Genomic DNA, 465 nt, shown 5'->3' with positions numbered 1-465 from the left:
ATGAAACTTACAACGCCACAATGGACCTTGTAGGACTCGAACCTACGACCGGACGGTTATGAGCCGTCTGCTCTAACCAACTGAGCTAAAGGTCCAGGCTCTTAAAAATCGCGGCGGAGGGGATCGAACCCCCGACCTCCCGGGTATGAACCGGACGCTCTAGCCAGCTGAGCTACACCGCGAAAAAGATATTCATTATTTAAATGAAATGGAGCCTAGCGGGATCGAACCGCTGACCTCCTGCGTGCAAAGCAGGCGCTCTCCCAGCTGAGCTAAGGCCCCGTGTTTAAATTTATAATTATCGGGAAGACAGGATTCGAACCTGCGACCCCTTGGTCCCAAACCAAGTGCTCTACCAAGCTGAGCTACTTCCCGTTTAATTAACGCGCCCAAGAGGAGTCGAACCCCTAACCTTTTGATCCGTAGTCAAACACTCTATCCAGTTGAGCTATGGGCGCATATTTG

Annotated in this window: 5 tRNA genes; all 5 read right to left on the bottom strand. The window is 51.4% G+C overall.

The features are described from left to right. Positions 1-21 precede the first annotated feature (21 nt). Positions 22-95 (bottom strand) — tRNA-Ile (locus tag AB3I00_RS14690). A gap of 13 nt (positions 96-108) precedes the next feature. After that, a tRNA-Met gene (locus AB3I00_RS14685) sits at positions 109-182 on the bottom strand. Positions 183-209: 27 nt separating this feature from the next. Continuing rightward, positions 210-282: transfer RNA gene (locus tag AB3I00_RS14680), tRNA-Ala, on the bottom strand. Positions 283-301: 19 nt separating this feature from the next. Further along, a tRNA-Pro gene (locus AB3I00_RS14675) sits at positions 302-375 on the bottom strand. Positions 376-384: 9 nt separating this feature from the next. Beyond that, positions 385-458: transfer RNA gene (locus tag AB3I00_RS14670), tRNA-Arg, on the bottom strand. Positions 459-465 lie beyond the last annotated feature (7 nt).

The sequence above is a fragment of the Enterococcus sp. C76 genome (assembly GCF_040886985.1).
Taxonomy (GTDB): Bacteria; Bacillota; Bacilli; order Lactobacillales; family Enterococcaceae; genus Enterococcus_B; species Enterococcus_B lactis.
The sequence above is the reverse complement of the archived record's forward strand: the minus strand, read 5'-3'. Positions and strand labels throughout refer to the sequence as shown.